We start from the raw sequence: 19309 nt of genomic DNA on the forward strand, positions 1-19309 counted from the left end.
TTTAATAGGAATAATTATTTAGAGATTTTTTATACTATGAAAAATTTAATATATTTTTTTGCTAATAATAGAATGCTTGTAAACATTATCATATTTGTTTCCATTATGCTAGGTTTATATTCATATTATAATATAGATAAAGAATCATTCCCATCTACTGATTTAGAATTAATGATTTTGCAAGTTGTATATCCTGGGGCATCTCCATTAGATGTTGAACAAAATGCTGTTATACAAATAGAAGACCAATTAAGAACTATATCTGGTATAGATGAATTTACATCAATAATAACAGAAAATGCTGCTATAATATTTGTACAATTAGATATGGAAATAGATACAAGTAAAGCTAAAGATGATATTTTCAGAAAAATGCAAAGTGTACCTGATATGGCGGAAGAAGTCGAAACCATAGAAATAACAGACATAAACCCAAAATTAACTCCAATATATAATATAGGCATTCATTTTAAGAAAGGATATAATGGAGATGAAAAGATTTTATATGATTTTAGTAAAGAATTAGAAAGACAATTAAAATATGTAGACGGAGTTGCTGATATAAGAGTTCAAGGAAGAACGGATCCTGAAATAAAAATATTAGCAGACCCTAAAAAATTGCAGGAATATTATATATCTCTTACAGATATAGTCAATTCTCTTTCAGCAAGAAATATAAGAGCAACAAGCGGAGATTTCAAAAAACCTTTATACATGGATTTAGAAGAAAATGAAGAAGAAAAAACTGTTGTTACAATGGGACAATTTGATGACCCTATTGAAGCTACTAATGTTGTAGTACGCTCCACTTTTAATGGACAAAGGGTAAGAATACAAGATTTGGCAAAAGTAGATAGAGGTTTTGTTGAAAAATCTATTTATGTAAGAATAAACAGTGTAGAAGGATATTCATTAAATATACTGAAAAAAGAAAATGCTGATATAGTTAAAACAACAGAAAACATAAATGAATTTCTAAAAAATAATAAAAATCTAATACCTGAAAATGTAGAAGTTACCACTATGGGAGAGACTTCAAGAATGGTATTAGCATTAACTAATGTAGCTACAAGCAATTTAATATTCGGCTTTATAATAATATTAATAGTTCTAATAATATTTTTAGATTTCAAAAGTGCATTGTTCACAAGCATAGGAATGATAGTTGTAATATTTATAACATTTTCATATATACATTTTTCTGAATTAACATTTAATATAATATCCCTTGCTGGAATAATTACTGTTATAGGAATGGTTGTTGATAATAGTATTGTAGTATGCGAAAACATATATGATTTTCAAAAATCAGGAAAAACAGGATTAGAAGGAACTGTTGAAGCTGTAAGAGATGTTGTAAGTCCTATAATGGTTGCTACAATGACTACTGTTGTTGCTTTTATACCAATGCTTTTAACTAAAGATGTTGTAGGTAAATTAATTGCACCTTTTCCTAAAGTTGTAGTTGCAGCTTTGCTTGCTAGTTTATTTCAAGCAATATTTATTCTCCCTAACAATTTGCAGGACAAAACAAAGAAAAATTCAAAATTTAATTTTTTTAAGAATATTAAAAATCCATTAGATTTCGATAAAGAAAAACTTTTTAATGCAATGAAAAATCCTTTTAATAAGGCATTAAAAATATTATTAAAATTCAGATATTTAGTCGTTTTATTTTTTGTAGTTCTTTTAATATTTTCATTTTTTTTGGCTAAAGAAAGTCTGCAGAAATTCATACTTATATATGATACAAGCTCTGACAGTATAATGATAAATATTGACTCTGGAATAGGAAATTCTATCAAAAATACAATGAAATACGTTGAACAAATAGAAAATATAATATACAAATCAGTTGATCCTGAGAACTTAATTGCAGTTAATAGTGTGGTAGGAAAACAAGTAAATCAAAACATAGTTGATATTTCAGAGGAATCTGCGAATCTTGCTGGTATAACAGTTTATCTAATACCATCAACAGAAAGAAAAAAAACAGCATATGATATAATGGATGATATAAATGCGGAGATAGAAAAAACAAGTTTAAGAAAGGAATTAGATGCTTTAATGGTATCTGTTAAACTTCCAATGGATCCTGGAAAAGCAGTAGATATAAAAATAGTAGGAAATGATATAGAAAAAACTAGAAAAGTTAGAGATGAAGTAAAAGCTTATTTGCTTAGCTTAGACGGAGTAATAAATTATTATGATGATGATAAAATAGGAAAAGATGAATTAAGAGTTATATTCAATTATGATGAAATAGCACAATTAGGAATGAATGTTGCCAATGTTGCAAACGAATTAAGAACTGCATACAGCGGAACAGTTGCTACATATATTCAGGAACTAGATTACAGATTAGATTTTAGAGTGCAGTTGGATAGAAATTATATATTTGACACTAATGTATTGAATAATCTAGTTATACCAAATACTTATAATAGACTTTTATATTTAAAAAATGTTGCCAATATAATCAATACAAACGGAGTATCTGCTATAAGACACTATAATGGACAAAGATGTATAACCATAACAGCCGATTTAATTCAAGGTAAAAATACATCAATACAGGTTATGTTTGCAATACAAAATAAATTTAAAGATATTAGTCAAAAGTATCCAGGTATAATAATAGGTTTTGGCGGTGAAGCTGACCAAACTGTAGGAGCATTAGACGGACTTACAGCTACATTATTAATAGCCATAGTGTTAATATATTTAATACTGTTACTGCAATTCAAGAAATTTATTCAGCCTTTAATGATAATGTTTTTGATACCATTTACATTAACTGGAGTATTTATAGCATTTTATGTACATGGTATGCCTATGTCATTTATAGGATTTATAGGAATAGTCGGATTATGCGGAGTTCTTGTTAATGACGGAATAATAATGATAGACTTAATAAATAAGATAATTGAATCAGGAAAAACAAATCCAGATGCTTTAAATAACCCTAAGAAATTTGCATTCAATTCAATAGTAGAAGGTGCAACTCAAAGACTTCTTCCAATATTTTTAACAACTATAACAACTGTCGGCGGACTTCTTCCTACAGTGTACGGTATAGGAGGACGTGCTGACTTGATAGTACCTATAGTTATGAGTTTGGCTTATGGTTTGATATTTTCTACACTTATAACTTTAATATTTTTACCATGTGTCTTTATGATTGCAATAGATTTTAAATTAATAAAATTGAAATAATAGTTTTATTTTTCACTATAAAAATAAAACTATACTTAAAATAAAAAATATTATATACTATAGTTAAAATAGTATACAATTTCGATGTATTATTATATTTATTCATAAGGAAAGTACAATTCAAAGTATGGGAAATTTTAAAATAGAATCAAATTTCAAACCCTCTGGAGATCAAGTAACAGCTATAGAATCTCTAGTAAAAGGTTTAGAAAATAAAAATAAATATCAAACTCTTTTGGGAGTTACAGCAAGTGGAAAAACATTTACTATAGCAAATGTTATAGAAAAAGCTAACCGCCCTACTCTAGTAATGTCTCATAACAAAACTTTGGCGGCTCAGCTTTACAGAGAGCTTAAAGATTTTTTTCCAAACAATGCTGTTGAATACTTCGTTTCATACTACGATTATTATCAGCCCGAAGCTTATGTTCCTGCAAAGGATTTATATATTGATAAAGATGCTTCTGTTAATGATGAAATTGACAGATTAAGACTTAAAGCAACTACATCATTACTTGAAAGAAGAGATGTTATAATAGTGGCTTCTGTTTCATGTATATACGGCTTGGGTTCTCCTGAAGATTACAGAAAATTATATATTTCAATAGAAAAAGACGGTGAGTATGACAGAGATGAAATAATTGAAAAATTGGTTTCAATACAATATGAACGTGTAAAAGATGTACTTGAAAGGGCGAGATTTAAAGTAATAGGCGATACTTTAGAAATAATGAGTGCATATTCTGATGAAGTTATAAGAGTTGAATTTTTCGGAGATACTGTTGAACGTATAATGAAAATAAATCCTATAACAAGACAAAAATTAGCAGAACAGGACAGAGTTGTTATATATCCGGCAAAGCACTTCGTTACAGGAGGAGATAAATTAGCAGCAGGTATAAAATTAATAGAAGAAGAACTTGAAGAGCAGTATAATAAATTCAAATCAGAGGGAAAACTAGTAGAAGCAGAAAGAATATACGGAAGAACAAAATATGATTTAGAAATGCTTAGAGAAGTTGGATATTGTGCCGGTATAGAAAATTATTCACGCCCATTATCAGGAAGAAAAGAAGGAGACAGACCTGCTTGTTTGATAGACTATTTTCCTGAAGACTTTTTAACTATAATAGATGAATCGCATGTAAGTGTGCCTCAGATTAGAGGAATGTTTTTCGGAGACAGAAGCAGAAAAGAAACTTTAGTAAAGTACGGCTTCAGACTTCCTTCAGCACTTGACAACAGGCCATTATTTTTTGAAGAATTTGAAAAACTTACCAATGACACTATATATATTAGCGCCACTCCTGCAGAATATGAATTAAAGAAAAGCAGTCAGGTTGTAGAGCAGATAATTCGTCCTACAGGATTGCTTGATCCAATTATAGAAGTATACCCTATTGACGGACAAATAGACAGAATACTTGAAGAGATAAAAAAGACTGTTTCAAATAATGAAAGAATATTCATAACAACTCTTACAAAAAAAATGGCAGAAGATCTTACAAAATATTTAAATGAAAATGGAGTAAGAACAAGATATTTGCATTCTGATATACAAACAGTAGAACGTGTTGAAATAATAAGAGATTTAAGGCTTGGTGCTTTCGATGTACTTGTAGGTATTAACTTACTTAGAGAAGGACTTGATGTACCTGAGGTATCTCTCATATTAATACTTGATGCTGATAAAACAGGTTTTTTAAGGAACACCACTACCCTAATACAAACTATTGGACGTGCTGCAAGAAACGCTAACGGCAGAGTTATAATGTTTGCTGACAGTATAAGCGATGCTATGAGAGTTGCTATAGAAGAAACGGAAAGAAGAAGAAATATACAAATGGAGTACAATAAAGAACATAATATAACTCCTAAAACAATCATTAAAAAGATACAGGATATAATTGAACGAGAAGAAAAAGTTGAAACATCTTATGAACTTCATTTTGATTTCAGACGATTCAATGAAAGAGTAAAAATCGATCCAGAGCAGAAAAGTGATGATTATATAAAAGAGCTTGAAAAAGAAATGAAAAAAGCTTCTGACAGCTTAGAGTTTGAAAAGGCTATTGAAATAAGAGAGAAAATAAATCAACTAAAACAATTAAAACCTCAAAAGAAAAATGTTCATAAAAACGTAACTTCCAAAAATCCTAATGGAAAACAACATAAAAAGTAATTTTTAGTAAAAAAATAAAAGCCCCAGTAATAATACTGAGGCTTTTTTATTTATATTATAATTTTTTATTCTAATATAAAACAGGCTATTTATTAATACATACCGCCCATTCCGCCGCCAGGCATTGGAGGCATTGGTTTTTCAGGTTCAGGTATATCAGTAATAATAACTTCAGCAGTTAATACTTGGCTGGCAATAGAAGCAGCATTTTGTAAAGCACTTCTTGAAACTTTAGCAGGATCAATAATACCAGCTTTTAACATATCAACCCACTCATTAGTAAGAGCGTTGAAACCCATATTGCCTTTTTGTTTTTTAGCTTCAATAGCAACAACAGAACCGTCTAAACCAGCATTTGTAGCTATCATTCTTATAGGCTCTTCAATAGCTCTTTTAACTATATTAACACCAACTTGTTCATCAGGATTTTCTACAGTTAAAGATTCTAATTTGTGCTGAGCATGTAAGTAAGTGATACCGCCGCCAGGAATTACACCTTCTTCAACAGCAGCTCTAGTAGCAGATAAAGCGTCTTCTACTCTAGCTTTTTTCTCTTTCATCTCTACTTCTGTAGCAGCACCTATATTGATAACAGCAACACCGCCTGAAAGTTTAGCTAATCTTTCTTGTAATTTTTCTCTGTCATAATCGCTGTCAGTTTCTTCTATTTGTTTTTTAATAGTAGCAACTCTAGCCTGAACATCAGCTTTGCTTCCAGCACCTTCAACTATAGTAGTATTTTCTTTATCTACAGTGATTTTTTTAGCTTTACCAAGCTGTTCTATAGTAGCATTTTCAAGCTTCATACCTAAATCTTCACTGATAACTTGTCCGCCAGTAAGAATAGCAACGTCTTCCAACATAGCTTTTCTTCTGTCGCCGAAACCAGGAGCTTTAACAGCACAAACTTTTAAAACACCTTTCATTTTGTTTAATACTAAAGTAGCTAATCCTTCATTTTCAATGTCTTCAGCAAGAATTAAGAATGGTCTTCCAGTTTGTACTATTTTTTCAAGTATAGGAAGAAGTTCCTGCATATTAGATATTTTTTTATCATAGATAAGAAGTAAAGCATCTTCTAATTCAGCAGTCATACTGTCTCCGTTAGTTACGAAATAAGGAGAAATATAACCTCTGTCGAACTGCATACCTTCAACTAATGAAAGGCTAGTTTCTAAAGATTTAGCTTCTTCAACAGTAATAACACCTTCTTTACCAACTTTGTCCATAGCATCGCTGATTAAAGTACCAATTTCTTTATCATTATTAGCAGAAATAGTAGCAACCTGAGCAATTTCTTCTTTACCTTTAATTTGTTTAGCTTCAGATTTAATATGAGCAACTATTTCATTAACTGCTTTTTCTATACCTCTTTTAATAAGCATAGGATTAGCACCGCTAGTTACATTTTTCAAACCTTCTTTTACCATAGCTTGAGCTAAAACTGTAGCTGTAGTAGTACCGTCACCAGCAACATCATTAGTTTTAGTAGCTACTTCTTTAACTATTTGAGCACCCATATTTTCAAATGGATCTTCTAATTCTATTTCTTTAGCGATAGTTACACCATCATTTATTATAGTAGGAGGACCGAATTTTTTGTCTATAACAACGTTACGTCCACGAGGTCCTAAAGTTACCTTTACGGCATTAGCTAAAGCATCAACCCCACGCATAAGGGCACGTCTAGCTTCTTCATCAAATAATAGCTGTTTTGCTGCCATATTTTTTCTCTCCTTAAAATATTATAAATAAAAATTATTAACATATTAAACTTTTAAAATTATTTCATTTTAAAATTGTATCAATTATACACTAAATACAAATATTTTCAAGTATGCAATACTTAAATTAAAAAAGCATTGATATAATGAAATATCAATGCTTTTATATAAAAAGATAGATGAAAATTAAAGCAAACCAAGTCTGCGTTCTTTTTTAATTTTTCTTTTCATTCTTTTAAGAGCTTTTTCTCTTTGAAGTTTCTTTTCAAGAGAAGGTTTTTTGTAGAATTGTTTTTCTTTTAAGTCTTGTAAAATACTTTCATTCTCACAAGCTCTACGGAATCTTTTAATAACGCTTTCTATTTGCTCACCTTCATTAGCGAAAACACGTACCAAGTAACTCACCTGCCTTTTTATAAAAATATTAGCGGCGAAGGGATTTGAACCCCTGACACTGCGGATATGAGCCGCATGCTCTAACCACCTGAGCCACGCCGCCAAAAAACAATAAGCCTAAACTATTTTTCGGCTATTAGCGGGGGCAGGACTTGAACCTACGACCTTTGGGTTATGAGCCCAACGAGCTACCAACTGCTCCACCCCGCGATATAAATGTTTAATCTATTCTACATGTTTTAAAAAAAATGTCAAGTGTTTTTATACAAACTTACTCAAAAACTCGTCCGGTTTGATATTTTCTCCTGATTCAAATAAACTTATTATATACTTATTAAAAAATATTTTTTCTTTTTTAGCCTTTGTTTCTATAAATAATCCTTCCTCTCTCAATTTTGATAATAACCTTGCCGCCTTATCCCTTTTCCAATCAAACATATTCATTAAATCTACTATTCTTATATAAGGAGTTATAAAAATAATAGAAAATACATTAGAATCTGTTAATTTCTTAAAATTTTTATTTAGTAATAATCTGTTTTTTAATATTGATAAATTCTTATGTACAAAACTAATAGTATCTACAGCATACAAGCATATACCGCGTAAAAATTTTAAATATCTTATTATAGATTCTTCATTAGATGAATCATACATAGTAGACTTAAAAAATTGATATGGATATAATATTGGAGTATCTAATAATTTTAATTTATAAGAATATATATTAAATATAACTCTGCATATTATAAAACTATTTTGGTAATCTTTTACATATTCATAAGATATTTTTTGATATACTAATAATTTAAGTATTGGATCTAAATCCAAATTATCTATATAATTAATATCTTCATCATAACTTTTATCAATAGCTACATCTCTGCCTTCTAATAAACTGACTATCTTTGAAAATATTACCGAATTATATTCTGAATCTAAAAATTCTTTTAATATGGCAAATTCTTTATGTTTAGAATGATACTCTTCCAAAATATTATATGATATCATGCCAATATCTTTATATTCATAATGATTTGCAGGATTAAGTATCAATGATAATATACTTAAAAGATATTCTGAATTTTTTAATGATAAACAAGACATTCTGAAATTATAATATGCATGCCAAGTTTTAGCCAATTCCTTCAGCACATTTATATTATCAAACAATTTTATATCAAATCTGTTGAACATGTACGTATATTAACACAAAAACGCTTATATATCAATATGAAATTTTATATAGTATTAAGCTTCTTTATAGCTTCTTCTATAGCTTCCATTTTAGCATCATATTTATTAATATTTTCTATTCTATTTATACCATCGCAAGCCTGCCACAATGAAACTAGAGAAACATAATCCTCTGCTTTATCTTTTGGGTCATAAGTATCAAATTTATATGTAATACCTGATAATACGCATTCAAAATCACTTATAATAGCTTCATATATATTTTCTGCTTTTTCAAAATCTTCTATCTCTTCAAAACACAATCCCGTCTTTATCATATCAGGACCAACCAAACCTCTGTAATTAGCCATAACATTGCATGTAATATAACTTTTATAATACATGACTTCTGCCCTAGATCTTGCATCCCCTGCAATTTCTGAAAAATCAGATAATACATCTAATATACTTCTATATATTGATGAAGTTATAACTATACTCACTCTATTAATATAATTAGTATCAAGAAAATTACTTACTAAATTATGAGATATTTTTGAAATAGCCTCATACACACTTTTCACTAATAAATTAAGTTCTTCTTTATAACCTCCAAAATAAAAAGCATAAATAAACCTTACAAAATCACCATAAAGCAGAGCATTATTAGCTGTTAAATCAAAATCAATACTTTCAATACCTGATATATTTTTATTATCTATTAATTCTTTTATAACTCTCAAAACACTTCCATCATCCTCATAATTTAATTTTGAATTCTCAGAGGTGAATAATTCTATAGCATGCAATTTTCTTTTAGATGTAAACTCTCTTATATAAGATTCTAATGTAGATCTAGCTAAGAAAGTATTACCAGCTGATAATGGCTTTAATATATTTGAATATTCACCATTAAATAACTCATCCCTTAAATGTTTTATCTCTTTAGCATCCATAAACAACCCCAAATTGTAAATTTCATTTAAATATATTATACAATATATTTAAAAATAATAGTATATGTAATAATTTTAAATTGATATATACTTTTTATAGATTTTAATATAGAATGATTGAAATAAAACTAATAGGATATATTATAAGATGGAACTTTTAGCACCTGCTGGAAATAAAGAAAAATTAGAAGTAGCATATCATTACGGAGCTGATGCTGCCTATATAGGAGGAGCATTATTTAATTTAAGGCATCAAAGTAAAAACACAACCATAGAAGAACTTGCTGAATGTGCCGAACTTGCTAAAAAGTTAAATAAAAAAATGTATTTAACTTTAAATGCTTTCCTGCATGAATATGATAAAGATAATTTAAAAGCATATCTAAAAGAAATACAAAATTTAAATATAGATGCATTCATAGTATCTGATTTAGGAGTACTTGGAATAGTAAAAGAAACAATACCTGAAGCTATTATTCATATAAGCACACAGGCTTCTGTTACAAATAGCTATTCATGCAAAATGTATGAAAGTCTAGGAGCGAGCAGAATAATATTAGCTAGAGAACTTTCTTTAGATGAGATAAAAGAGATTAGAGCAAATACTGATTTAGAATTAGAAAGTTTTGTGCATGGTGCAGTATGTATGTCGTATTCGGGAAGATGTCTTCTTTCTAACTTTTTAAACAATAGAGATGCTAACGGAGGAGAATGCTCTCAGGTTTGCAGATGGAATTTCAAAACATATATAGAAGAGAAAACAAGACCTGGAGAATTTATGGAGATAGAAGAAGGAGATGATCATTCTACGATATTAAGCAGCAGAGACTTACAAATGGCTGAATATCTGCATTTACTTCAAAAAGCAGGAATTGACTCTATTAAAATAGAAGGAAGAATGAAAAGTGTTTATTATGTAGCAAATACAGTTAGAGTTTATAGAGTATTATTAGACTTACTTGATAGAATTGGTTATGAATCATATCCTGAAGCAATAAAGAAAGAGCCTATAGCAAGCTACTTGAAAGAGCTTGACACAATAAGCAGAAGAGAAAGCGATACAGGATTCTATTTCGGAAGAGATAATATAAAACCAACACTTAAAGGTTATCTAAAAGGCAGAAGACTTATGGGTATGATTGCTGATGATAGCGAAGAATATGCAAAAATTACAGTATACAACACTATAAAAAACGGTGATAATTTAGTATACATAGGAAAAGATTTCATTAATCATAATGATAACAGATTTAAACTATTTATAAAAACAGAAGAAAATGAATTTATAGAAGTTGATAATATCAGAAACATAGATAATGCTTATATAAAATCTGGTGCTCATGATTTCAAAAAATACGATATAATAACAATAGAAGAATAATATGGGAACTGTACTTGGTGTAGATTTTGGAAGAAAAAGAACAGGAACTGCTTTTATGGACATGGAAATAAAAATTCCATTTCCATGCAGACTTATAGAGGAAAGCAATGCTAGAAAAGTAAAGCGTGCTTTGATGGATATAATTGAAGAAAAAAAAATAGATACTGTTGTTTTTGGGATTCCTTTATCTGATGAAGGCAAAGAAAACGAATGGTGCTCTGAGATAAGGCGTTTTTCTGAATTTCTTTTAAAAAGTGTAAAAGTTAATATTATATTTGTTGATGAGTATGGAACTTCTAAGGAAGCAGACTTTATACTTAGAGGTAAAAAGAAAAATGTTAAAAAAAAGGCTAATGATTTAATTGCAGCTGTCTTAATATTAGAAAATTATTTAAATACATTAAATAAAACACTATAATAAAAAATTAAATTAATTATTATAGTGTTTTAATTTAAAAAATTAATAAAGAGCTTTGTATTATTTTATCATTAATCAATCATAATTAAAAAGTATATAATAAGTTTTCAAATAAGTAAATTAAAAGAAAAGAGATACTTCCAAACCCAATTTGTTTTCCATTTTCCTATATGAATATAATTGTCTTGAACGCATATATTCATATTTTACACCTATTACAAATCTATAAATCTCTATACCTATACCAACTGAAATTGAAGGAAACCATTTATCATAACTGCTTATTATATTATATCCATCCATATTATTTTTTCTCTCTACAGTATTAATTCTGTCATAGCTTGCACCTAAATAAAAACCTGTTATTAAACTTATTTCTCCCCATAATGGATATCTAAAATCTGTACCGTAATACATTCCAAATAGATTTATAAAATTAGATTCATCAAATCCAGTCATAGCAAATGATAATCCTCCATAAAATGTAAAATAGCCATATTTATAATGAAGAGAAAAATGCATTAACTCTATACTAGAATCTCTAAACTCCTCAATATTTTTATCATAAAGTTCATTATCTCCTAATATGTCGCCTCCTATATGGGTACATATATAACGTATTGGTGTAAATCTAAATCTCAAAACTTCATTGTATATATAATCAAAGTACATTTCTACTTGCATATAGGTACCATAGAATAAACTTTCACCATAAAATATTTTATAGTCTGGATTATAAACTGATAAAAAAAATTGTGTTAAAAAACCCACTCCTATTTTGAATCTATGCTTGTCTTTATAATCAAATACTACAGGATTTATTTCGGTAGCTAAACTCGGCTGATGAAAAAATGACATTTTATCAAAACGGTAATTTCCTCTATTATACATCTCATCCACATTGAATATATCCCCTATCCAATATTTACAGTTATAAACTTCCGGGTCAAGCCAGCCGTACAAATATTTATCAGTATCGTAAACTCTTAAAGGATTAAAGCTCCATTTAGATTTTACTTCATGCGAATGCAAATCCATTCTATCTTTAAATGAATTACTTTGAGAATATAATTCACTTGCAAATATTAATATTAATAATATTATAAATTTATATTTCATAATTAAAATCTAACTGAATTTAAAGAATTTCCTATTCTAATAACTGAATCCTGTAAATAGGATACTGGAAAAGTATAATTCAATATAAAATAATAATCATTTTTAGACTCAAAAATTGTATACAATAAAAATGTATTATTATCCATATTGATTTTAAATTGAATATTCTTTCTGCCATTTATTATATAATATTCTTCTGTAAAGTTATTACCATTTTTCATAGCTCTAATAAAGCTAATGAAATTATCCAATGAAGAATCATCTTTTTTCATATAAGCAGCCAAACATGTTATTTTGATTTTTTCATCTATAAACATACTGTCTGTATAAAAATAATCTTTGCCATATCCTGTTTGAGATATTATATCTTCTTTCTCTTTATCTGATAATCTTATACAATTTATAGGAGGTGAAAATCTAACTCCAACATTTGTAACAGAATATTCATTAGTATTTTTTATTGAATTATTATCTTCCTCCAATTCAAGGTTTTTAAAAGTGATATCCCTGTTTGAAAAGATATATTTAGAATCATAAGAAGATAAACTATTATCTGTAATACCATCTTTTTTATCATGGCATCTTATTGTAAATAACACAAATAGTAAAGTAGTTAAAATTAATAAATATTTATTCATATACATCCGTTTATTTTAGGGCTATTAAATTATAATAGCCCTCATGAAATTATGATTGATTTTTACTTTGTAACTGTTACAGTTCTGCTTGTGAAAGATACTATTCCAGTTAAAAGATTTAAGAAAAAGTCGCCAGCATTTGATCTGGTATATATCTCATAGTTTTGAGCATTTCCGGCTAATTGATGTGTATCAACAAAACCAACTGGAACTAATCCCCATAATGCATACCACTGTTTTCTTGATACTGATACTCCTGTTTGAGGACCATTTCCAACTACGTGCTTATGCTGTGCTATACATAATGTAGCAAACAAAGCAACTATAAATACTAAAACAAGCATTTTTTCATTTGCTCTCTCCTTTTTATTAATATCTTAATTTTATATTCAGAGACAAAAAATGTTAAACATATAAAGAGGATCAAAAAACAATGCACTATATATATGAATATGGTGATATATACAGTAAATTAGAGATTTTTTATATTAAAAGAATTTTTATGGTTAAAAATGATATATTATTTTTTAATAATTTGAATTTACTATTATTAATAAATACTGTTTTTATAATTAAAATACTTTACAATTATATCTTTTTTAGTATAATGTATCATTAGAAAAAGGAAAATATTTAAATGATAAATAAAAAATATACCATTTTAATATCTATAATAATAATTTTAACTGTAATATTAATAACGACTATATTCTTAAAAAATAAAGGATATTCATTACCTAATTTAAAAGCAATAAACTCAAATATAACAGAGATTACAATAAACAGAGCAAATAAAGAAAATATATCAATAAAATTAACAGATGATAAATGGACTATAAATGACAAATATAATGCAGATAATTCTATAATAGAATCTATTACTAATATATTAAATACTATACAGCCTGTAGAAATAGTTTCAAGAGGGGATGCTGAAGCCTTACAGAAATATAAATTATCTGATGATGAAATATTAACTGTTACAGCATTGGACAGCTCTTCAAAAGAGGTTAGAAATATAAAGTTTGGAATGAAATCTACTATTGGAAACACTGTTTACGGACAAATAGGAAATGATAAAAACATATATTTACTTGGAAATACATCTTCAAATCCTAAAGATGCATTCGATAAAACTGAAAATGATTTTATAAATAAGACAATATCTTCTGTACGCCATGATAATATACAAAAAATAACTATTAAATATAATAATAACTCATACACTTTAGAAAAATCAAAAGATGATGAAAACAGTTGGGTTAAAGCATGGAATAATAACACAATTTCTTTAAATGATGCCTATTCAAGTGTATTTCTAATGGCTAACTTAAAAGCTGACGGTTTAATAGACGATAATAATGCATCTAAAAATCAGCCTATATACAAAATAACTATACAAACAACAGAAGGTACTGCTTTATCATATAGCATTCTAAACAAAATGGATAATGGAAACTATGAAATTACATTAGAAAATGACAGCAATAGATACTATTTATCTGAAGCTTCTTTTAATAATTTTGCTGAAGCTATTAATAAGATTTTATGATTAATTTTTATTAATAAATCCTAACTTATATTTAACAAAATATATTTACATGTAATAGTTTTTTTGCCTATAAAAAAACTATGCTGCAAGTTTATCTTGAAACATAGGTTGTAATTTTTCTATTATTCTTATATTATTATTAAGATATATGTATTCTCTACATATTAATACTGGACTGTCCAGCAATATAGAACTGTTTCTGATAATTTTACAGAATGATGCCTTAATGCTAAATTATATTCTGGAACAAGTTCTTTAATAAATTTTGGTATTGTTAATAAATCATCAGGTCTATGGTAAACAGATATAGCCATTTTAGGTTTATATTTTGTTATAGTATTTTCTGCTCCTTTTAAACATATTTAATTCTTCACCTTCTATATCAGCTTTTAGAAATGTTATTGAATCGCCATTTAAGAAACTATCTATAGTTTTTACTTCTATTTTATTATTTGTATTTATTTTGCTTATAGCATTAATAGCTATTTGGGTTGTTTCATTAAAATAACTTTCCCCATTATAATTTGATAATCCATATTTTTGTAAAATGATATTATTTTTATTTATAGACCATTCTTTTATAAGTCTATCTGTTCTATACTCAAGCGCTTTAAATTGTTTTTCACCTGGCTCAAAAGCGTATATTTTATCGAATATTCCATCCATACTATATATAAATTTTTCAACTGTATCCCCAACATAAGCCCCTGCATCTAAAAATATTTCATTAGAATTAGAATTAGAATTAGAACATAAAAAATTATGTATAGCAAAATATTGTTTATCTTCATAAATATTATATATAACTTTATTATCATTCTCTATTTTGGAATATAATAATGAATCAAGTACTTTTATTGACTTATCATCATATAAAATATTTCTTAATTCAGTAAATAAATCAATATTTTTGAAAATAAACCATTTATTAAATGATATTATTGGTTTATCCAGTTTATATTTTAATATTTCATCTATTATATTAATAGAAAATGATGTTATTAATATAATATCATACTCAAATGTAGTATTCATAGATATAATAGGAATGTTCTCTATATATGAGTTTTGTTTATTCTTATCATTGTCTATAAAGCATACAACATTGTAATTATTTTCTTGCATATATGATAGGCATAATTTACCATATGCTCCAGCTCCAAAAAAGCTATTCTTGTATTTTTATCTATTAAATTATTAATTTTATTAATTTCGTTATGATATATTTTTCGAATATTAAAATTCATAATGTTATCCTTTGATATTAATATTATAATTTTTTATATTAATTACTTTTATAAAAAATAAAAAGTTTATGCGGCATTATAATATTGTCGCATAGCTTGTAATTTATCTGTTAATATATTATTATTTAAGTATATGTATTCTTTACATGTCTGTCTGTCTGTCTGTCTGTCTGTCTGTCTGTCTGTCTGTCTGTCTGTCTGTCTGTCTGTCTGTCTGTCTGTCTGTCTGTCTGTTAAAAATTTAACTTTATTTTTTAATCCCATTTCTTTTATTTGCTCCATAATTTGAAGTGAATATACACTTGGCAAAACTAATATTGTAGCATCTGGATAATCAAATATACTATCAGGTGAATTGATTTTATAATTTAAAATATAATTTCCTTGTTTTGTTGGTGAAGAGTCTACTATATTAACTATATTACATTTTTCTAATCCTAATGATAATAATTGTAAACTTGAAGAACCTATACCCCATAATATAATTTTTTCATGTGAAAATATAAATTTTTCTATAATTCTATTTGAAGATTTAGATTTTTCTATATACTTGTATAATTCATTATTATTTGACTTTTGCATAATTTTTTTATTTTTTTTGATAATAAATCTAATAGATGGAAAATTTAAACTTAAACATTCCATAGAATCTATTATTTGTAAATCAAGTATTTTTATTAAATTATAAATTGATGTATAAGTAAAATGCGTTATATGTTCATAATTAAAAAAATGATACGGGTATTGATAAAATTCAATATACTTATTAGAATTTGGTACTTCTAAGAAAATCATTCCATTTTCTTTTAAATATAGAGAAATATTTAGCATCACCATTTTGGCATTCCACATATGTTCTAATACATGGGATAATATAATGAAATCAAATTTTCCATAATATTCTTGATTATAATTTTCTATATCTTCTATATTTATAATATTTATACCATGTTCCAATAATATTTCATTACACTTTTTAGAAGGCTCTATAGCAAATATATTGTTAAAACCATTATTTTTTAAAGTTATTAATAAACCACCTGATCCAACTCCAATATCACAAATATAGGCATCTTTACTAAAATAATTAGATATATAATCAGATATATAAGTATATTGACTAATTCTATCTTTTGTATATTCTCCACCACTTGCGAAAGTATTTCCATATGTAGATTTATTATTATAATAATAATTAAAATCTGCTTTACTAGCATCAAATCTGGAGTATATGCAATAACAATTTGAACATTCTGTTATATTGTATATTTCAGGAAGTCCTGTTATTTTTTTATTATCAGGAAATTTAACTTCTATTAGATTATTATGTTCATTACTATTACATACAGGACAATATCTAAGCATAATAGTTTCACTCCTCATATTTTGTTAATAATTCTTCTCTATAATTATCTATATAATCATATTTGTTATATTGGAATTCAGGATAATTACAGTTTTTACATCCACCTATTAAATTTCTATTTCCTTTCAACATTCTTATTCTTAAATCTCTTAATTTATTGTCATTCCAAGTATCATATATATTTTTAGAATTTATATTACCTATTGTTGGGCTATCTAAATTGAGAGAACAGCAAGGAGCAACTCTTCCATCAGCTAATATCTGCATACTATAAAATGGCTGAGGACAAACTAAACAATTTGTTTTATTTTCTATATATACACCTTTAGAATAATCACTTATTATATCAGTATAGTTGACTATATTTTGTAATGGAGAAATTTTTTGTATGATTAAATAATCTGCTTTATCTTCAAATAGTTCAAAAAATTTTTTTTGTTTATCTTCTGTATCTATAGCTATATCTGCTATTTTCAGTGCTATTTTAGTATTTCCTCTATTTTTATATAAATATTCTATATTATCAACAAATTCTTTAAAATTAATTTTGTACCCGCATATTTTATAATAATCTTCTTCTGTTATACCTTGCAATGAAATTCTTATTTCATCTATGTATGTATTTAATATGTTATCTATATTATTCTCATTTAGCAAAGAACCATTAGTTAAAACTGTAGTATTTTCTACATGATCAGTATTTTTTATTAAAGATATCATTTTAAATATATCTTTATTTATCAAAGGTTCTCCAAGTCCAGAAAAAACAAAATTCTTTATTTTGCTTGGAAACTTACATAAAGAATTAGAAATATTTTTAAATACATCTAATTGCATTATATAAGGCTCTATTTTTAAAGATGAATAAGCACAATAATTACATCTAAAATTACAAGCTTTTATAGTTTCTACTTGTATAGAATATGGGGTATTTAATGGTAATACATCTTTTAAATAATTCCTATTATTTCTTTCTATCCAGTTAGTTTTTATTGCCATTATTTTACCTTATACAATAACTCATCAGCATAGTCATCAATATTATCAGGCATACCATGAGTAAGCTGACCACAGTCCTTACATATTGGATGAGATTTACGTTCTTTTCTTAAAAACAGCTTTCTCAAATCATTCATATCTTTACTATTCCAAATATCTTTCACTGTTTCTTTATTAGCATCACCTATAATGAGTTTTCTTTCCCAGTCCAAATAACAAGCACTAGCTAGACCTGTGGAATTAATAGACATAGAATAAAATACATACGGACAAACAATAACTTCTTTTATCTCTTGCCCAAATAAACCTCTATTCATATTTACATTTATTCCATCAAGTTCAAACTCTGGCCAGCAAGACATTACACTTTCGATATTCACTCCATCTGCTATTTCTCCAAAGATATTATAAAATTCCTGCTTTTGTTCTTCTGTAAGAATGTCACCATTAATTTTGATTATTACTTCACATTGTTTTTTGTTTTCATAGAAGAAAGCTATATTTTCTACTAATTTATTAAAATCTAGTTTTACTTTAGAAAAGTCCAAATACTGTTCTGAGTTCATACCTTCTATAGATATATTTATTCTATCCAGCCCTGCTTCTATAATTTTTAAAGATAAATCTTTATTTAAAAGCGAAGCATTAGTAGTAGTATCAACTCTGTCTACTTTAGGAGATTTTTTAGCATATGAAATCATATCAGAAAAATGCTTATTAAGCAGTGGTTCTCCGTCTTTATAAAGTCTTATTACTTTTACTTTTCCTTCAAACTGTTGTAAATCATCTATAATTTTTTTATATAAATTAAAATCCATAGCACCAAAGTTTCTGCCATTAGTATTTTTCATAAGTTCTGTATTACCAGTAGGACAAAACTTACATTTGAAATTACATTTATCAGAAGGGTCTATAAAAATTATGAAAGGTGTTTCTAAA

Annotated in this window: 17 protein-coding genes and 2 tRNA genes; 5 read left to right on the plus strand and 14 right to left on the minus strand. The window is 27.0% G+C overall.

Features of this window, described 5'->3' with window-relative positions:
• Positions 1–36 precede the first annotated feature (36 nt).
• A complete protein-coding gene (locus T324_RS0104025; RefSeq protein ID WP_028329077.1) occupies positions 37–3216 on the plus strand; it encodes an efflux RND transporter permease subunit in 3180 nt (1059 codons plus the stop codon).
• 127 nt (positions 3217–3343) lie between these two features.
• The gene (gene uvrB, locus T324_RS0104030) at positions 3344–5398 is read left to right on the plus strand and encodes an excinuclease ABC subunit UvrB (protein WP_028329078.1); all 2055 of its coding nucleotides are present in this window, start codon (positions 3344–3346) and stop codon (positions 5396–5398) included.
• 92 nt (positions 5399–5490) lie between these two features.
• On the opposite strand, the gene groL is transcribed toward uvrB, so the two are convergent.
• The 6 genes from groL to T324_RS0104060 form a co-directional block, all read right to left on the minus strand.
• Positions 5491–7122 (minus strand): chaperonin GroEL, encoded by a 1632-nt coding sequence (groL, locus tag T324_RS0104035; RefSeq protein WP_028329079.1) that lies wholly within the window; start codon positions 7120–7122, stop codon positions 5491–5493.
• Positions 7123–7308: 186 nt separating this feature from the next.
• Positions 7309–7527 carry a 30S ribosomal protein S21 gene (gene rpsU, locus T324_RS0104040; RefSeq protein WP_245580622.1) on the minus strand — a complete coding sequence of 73 codons (219 nt, stop codon included), beginning with the start codon at positions 7525–7527 and terminating at the stop codon, positions 7309–7311.
• Between the two features lie 20 nt (positions 7528–7547).
• Positions 7548–7621: transfer RNA gene (locus tag T324_RS0104045), tRNA-Met, on the minus strand.
• Between the two features lie 34 nt (positions 7622–7655).
• Positions 7656–7728: transfer RNA gene (locus T324_RS0104050), tRNA-Met, on the minus strand.
• 51 nt (positions 7729–7779) lie between these two features.
• Positions 7780–8715 carry a hypothetical protein gene (locus T324_RS0104055; RefSeq protein ID WP_028329081.1) on the minus strand — a complete coding sequence of 312 codons (936 nt, stop codon included), beginning with the start codon at positions 8713–8715 and terminating at the stop codon, positions 7780–7782.
• Positions 8716–8759: 44 nt separating this feature from the next.
• Positions 8760–9650, minus strand: coding sequence for a hypothetical protein (locus T324_RS0104060; protein ID WP_028329082.1), 891 nt, complete (start codon positions 9648–9650; stop codon positions 8760–8762).
• A gap of 148 nt (positions 9651–9798) precedes the next feature.
• On the opposite strand from T324_RS0104060, the gene T324_RS0104065 reads away from it, so the two are divergent.
• A complete protein-coding gene (locus T324_RS0104065; protein WP_028329083.1) occupies positions 9799–11031 on the plus strand; it encodes a peptidase U32 family protein in 1233 nt (410 codons plus the stop codon).
• A 1-nt stretch (position 11032) separates the two neighbouring features.
• A complete protein-coding gene (gene ruvX / locus T324_RS0104070; RefSeq protein WP_028329084.1) occupies positions 11033–11449 on the plus strand; it encodes a Holliday junction resolvase RuvX in 417 nt (138 codons plus the stop codon).
• 120 nt (positions 11450–11569) lie between these two features.
• On the opposite strand, the gene T324_RS0104075 is transcribed toward ruvX, so the two are convergent.
• The 3 genes from T324_RS0104075 to T324_RS0104085 form a co-directional block, all read right to left on the minus strand.
• A complete protein-coding gene (locus T324_RS0104075; protein WP_028329085.1) occupies positions 11570–12568 on the minus strand; it encodes a hypothetical protein in 999 nt (332 codons plus the stop codon).
• A 2-nt stretch (positions 12569–12570) separates the two neighbouring features.
• Positions 12571–13206, minus strand: a complete 636-nt coding sequence (locus T324_RS0104080; protein ID WP_028329086.1) for a hypothetical protein — start codon at positions 13204–13206, stop codon at positions 12571–12573.
• A gap of 62 nt (positions 13207–13268) precedes the next feature.
• Positions 13269–13550, minus strand: coding sequence for a Bor/Iss family lipoprotein (locus tag T324_RS0104085; protein WP_028329087.1), 282 nt, complete (start codon positions 13548–13550; stop codon positions 13269–13271).
• 293 nt (positions 13551–13843) lie between these two features.
• On the opposite strand from T324_RS0104085, the gene T324_RS0104095 reads away from it, so the two are divergent.
• A complete protein-coding gene (locus T324_RS0104095) occupies positions 13844–14758 on the plus strand; it encodes a DUF4340 domain-containing protein (RefSeq protein WP_028329089.1) in 915 nt (304 codons plus the stop codon).
• A gap of 164 nt (positions 14759–14922) precedes the next feature.
• Here T324_RS0104095 and T324_RS18030 read toward each other — a convergent pair whose 3' ends face one another.
• From T324_RS18030 to T324_RS16700, 5 genes are all read right to left on the minus strand, one after another.
• Complete coding sequence (locus T324_RS18030; protein WP_156920145.1) at positions 14923–15072, minus strand: hypothetical protein; 150 nt, start codon at positions 15070–15072, stop codon at positions 14923–14925.
• 7 nt (positions 15073–15079) lie between these two features.
• Positions 15080–15883: an FkbM family methyltransferase gene (locus T324_RS17680; protein ID WP_051436787.1), complete on the minus strand. Its 804-nt coding sequence runs from the start codon at positions 15881–15883 to the stop codon at positions 15080–15082.
• Between the two features lie 188 nt (positions 15884–16071).
• Positions 16072–17370 carry a class I SAM-dependent methyltransferase gene (locus T324_RS0104110; RefSeq protein WP_028329090.1) on the minus strand — a complete coding sequence of 433 codons (1299 nt, stop codon included), beginning with the start codon at positions 17368–17370 and terminating at the stop codon, positions 16072–16074.
• Positions 17371–17377: 7 nt separating this feature from the next.
• Positions 17378–18370: a radical SAM/SPASM domain-containing protein gene (locus T324_RS0104115; protein WP_028329091.1), complete on the minus strand. Its 993-nt coding sequence runs from the start codon at positions 18368–18370 to the stop codon at positions 17378–17380.
• The coding region (locus T324_RS16700; protein ID WP_038375020.1) for a radical SAM/SPASM domain-containing protein at positions 18370–19309 on the minus strand (940 nt) is incomplete at its 5' end. The genes T324_RS16700 and T324_RS0104115, both read right to left, overlap by 1 nt.

Source organism: Brachyspira alvinipulli ATCC 51933, from assembly GCF_000518245.1.
In the GTDB taxonomy this organism is placed as follows: Bacteria; Spirochaetota; Brachyspiria; order Brachyspirales; family Brachyspiraceae; genus Brachyspira; species Brachyspira alvinipulli.